2 protein-coding genes are annotated in these 3,489 nt (G+C 43.3%); both read right to left on the reverse strand.

Features of this window, described 5'->3' with window-relative positions; genetic code table 11:
* Window positions 1-151: 151 nt before the first annotated feature.
* Window positions 152-1,768: an urea ABC transporter permease subunit UrtB gene (urtB, locus tag A3762_RS10275; RefSeq protein WP_068755300.1), complete on the reverse strand. Its 1,617-nt coding sequence runs from the start codon at window positions 1,766-1,768 to the stop codon at window positions 152-154.
* A 104-nt stretch (window positions 1,769-1,872) separates the two neighbouring features.
* Window positions 1,873-3,159, reverse strand: coding sequence for an urea ABC transporter substrate-binding protein (gene urtA, locus A3762_RS10280; protein WP_068755302.1), 1,287 nt, complete (start codon window positions 3,157-3,159; stop codon window positions 1,873-1,875).
* Window positions 3,160-3,489 lie beyond the last annotated feature (330 nt).

Below are 3,489 nucleotides of genomic sequence, written 5' to 3' on the forward strand. Positions count from 1 at the left end.
GGTATACGTTGGAATATGCAGTGCGCTGCCTGCCTCAAACATGGTGTTACAGATAACAACCAAGAAGGTCAGCGCTGCAAGCACTCCAAGAAAGATTTTTGTCGCTTTATCAAAGACGACATTATTATCTGTTTGAATAGAACTGATCATGTTAAGCCTCCGCTGCTCGTCCTTTTTGCGGGAACAAACCGCGTGGTTTTTTCTGTATAAACAGGATGATAAATATCAACACGAGTATCTTCGCAAGTACCGCGCCAGACATCGGTTCAAGCAACTTATTGGCAACGCCTAAGGACATTCCTGCGACGAGCGTTCCCCATAAATTACCAACCCCACCGAATACTACGACCATAAACGAGTCAATAATGTAAGACTGCCCGAGGTTGGGGCCAACATTAGTCAGCTGACTAAGTGCAACACCCGCGACTCCCGCAACACCAGAGCCTAATCCGAATGTAAGTGCATCCACCCACTCAGACCTAACACCCATAGCGCGCGCCATATCTCGGTTTTGCGATACCGCTCGTACCTGAAGGCCCAAAACGGTTTTCTTTAAAATAAAGAACAATAAGGCAAACACAGCCAAACAGAACAGAATGATATAAAGACGATTTAAAGTAATAGAAAAGATAGGATTGATATCGATCGACCCAGACATCCACTCAGGAGTTTCAACACTACGATTCAGTGGAGAGAAAATAGTACGAACCGCTTGTTGAAGCACCAAGCTTATACCGAACGTCGCCAACAGCGTTTCCAATGGCCTTCCTTTCAAGAATTGGATAACTCCGCGCTCAATGGCAATACCAACAAGGCCTGAGACCACGAATGCAGCGGGGATTGCCACAATGATCGAAGCACCAATAGAGTTTGGCATCAATAACTGGATAACATACGTTGTATACGCACCAATCATGATCAACTCACCGTGCGCCATGTTGATACAGCCCATCACACCGAAGGTGATCGCTAATCCAATGGCCGCGAGAACTAATACAGAACCTAGACTTAACCCGAAGAAGATGGTCTCAAGAACTGAGTAGAAATCCGCTTTTTCGGCAATTTTGTCTAAGGCTTTAGATGCGGCCGCCGAAACTGGGTCTTCGTTTTTATCTGCATACACCTGCAAGGCGTTGCGCACATCTGGCTCTAAACTTTCTTCAAGAACTGTAATGGCTTGAAGTTTTTGTTCCGTGTTACCTTTTTCAAGCGTATCTAGAGCGATCGCCGTATCGAGTAAAAACAATACATCTTTGTCTTGTTCGACTTTTCTCTGCTCTTGCATTACGCGAAGTGAATTTTGATCAGCGCCTTTTAATAAAGACTGAATAGCAGCACTACGAACACTAGAATCTTCATTTTGAATATTTTGTGCGGCTAAAAAACCTCTAATATCGCGTCGAAGATTATTGTTAAGAGGTACACGTTTAATCGCTCTTTTTTTCGTTATTAACTCAGTACGACTCGGATCAGACAAAAAGACAACCGTTCTACCTTCGTCGGTTTCATCGATTACTTGAACTAAGGTTTTTTCTTTCTTATGTCGAAATAGCTTGCCGTCCAATAAGGCTGACAAAATAGATTGAGAGTCGGCGTGTTTTGAATCGATTAATAGCTGGACGCCAACAGCCACTTTTTTAAGTTTTGCACTCGTTAATGCTTCAACACCATCATCATAAGACTGTTGACTCGCACTCAATGCGTGGGACATGAATAGTAATATTAAGGCGACAAAAGACCGCCCTAAGCAATTTCTCAGGCTCGCCATGGTAATTCCTTGGAGATGAAATTGTATTGTTATAGTTTTTATATGGTTGGAAAGAGAGGGCTATGATTAGCCCTCTCAATTACTGCTTTACAGAAACTTCTATCTTAGAAGTTTTGACCAGAACACTTACCAGTCTTAACGTTGTAGTTACCACATGCTAGTGGAGCTCTCCAGTCAGAGATAACGTCTTTAGAACCAGGCAGGTAGTCAGACCAAGCATCACCTTGAACAAGACCGTTAGTTGAAGAAACAATCTCAAACTGACCGTCGTCTTGGATCTCACCAATTAGAACAGGCTTAGTGATGTGGTGGTTAGGCATCATAGTTGATAGACCACCACTTAAGTTAGGAACAGATACACCAATGATTGCATCTTGAACTGCAGTTGGGTCAGTAGTACCTGCCTTCTCAACTGCTTCAACCCACATTTTGAAACCAATGTAAGTTGCTTCCATTGGGTCATTTGTCACACGATCTTCGTCGCCGATAAACGCATGCCAGTTTTCGATGAACGCGTCGTTAGCATCAGACTCAACACTCATGAAGTAGTTCCATGCTGCTAGGTGACCTACTAGTGGAGCCGTATCAAGACCTGCAAGCTCTTCTTCGCCTACAGAGAATGCAACAACTGGGATATCTTCTGCAGAAATACCTTGGTTACCCAATTCTTTGTAGAAAGGAACGTTTGCATCACCGTTGATAGTAGAAACTACAGCAGTTTTCTTACCTTCTGCACCAAACTTTTTGATGTCAGCAACGATGCTCTGCCAGTCTGAGTGACCGAAAGGCGTGTAGTTGATCATGATATCTTCAGCTGCAACGCCCGCATCCTTCAAGTATGCCTCAAGGATTTTGTTAGTAGTACGTGGGTAAACGTAGTCAGTACCCGCAAGAACCCAACGCTCAACACCTTGTTCTGCTAGGTAATCAACTGCAGGGATTGCCTGAGTGTTTGGCGCCGCACCTGTGTAGAATACGTTTTTAGAAGACTCTTCACCCTCGTACTGTACTGGGTAGAACAAGATGCTGTTCAACTCTTCAAATACAGGTAGAACTGATTTACGCGATACGGAAGTCCAGCAACCAAATACAGCTGATACTTTGTCTTTTTCGATCAACTCGCGTGCTTTCTCAGCAAACAATGGCCAGTTAGATGCTGGGTCAACAACTACTGCTTCAAGCTGCTTACCTAGAACACCACCTTTTTTGTTTTGCTCTTCAACCATCATCAACACCGTGTCTTTCAACGTTGTCTCTGAGATTGCCATCGTCCCTGACAAAGAGTGAAGAACACCTACTTTGATCGTGTCAGCGGCCAGTGAAACTGACGCACCCATAGAAAGCGACACTGCTGCTGCAACGCCTGCTAGTTTTGACTTGAAGTTTTTCATCGTTAACTTCCCCTTTCCTTATTTGTTTTAGGTTTTTTTAGGACTGCTAAATCGCAATATTCCTATCGCTGACTCAGCAAGGGTCACGCCCATTTTAAAAAACATATATAAAACAATAATTTAACAAGCTAACGCAGCTAGCTGTACGCATAAGCAAAAAATATACGCACCATAATGTGGCTGAATTATGGGTGGGAAGCGCTAAGATCGCACAATTAATGGGCAAACAAAAAAGAATAATAAAGAAAATTAGTATGCAAGCTCTAATTTGTCACAGTACCGTAACAATCACTTGATACAGGATGTTTCAGGTTTGTTATCACTAGCGGA

It is taken from the genome of Oleiphilus sp. HI0125 (assembly GCF_001635355.1).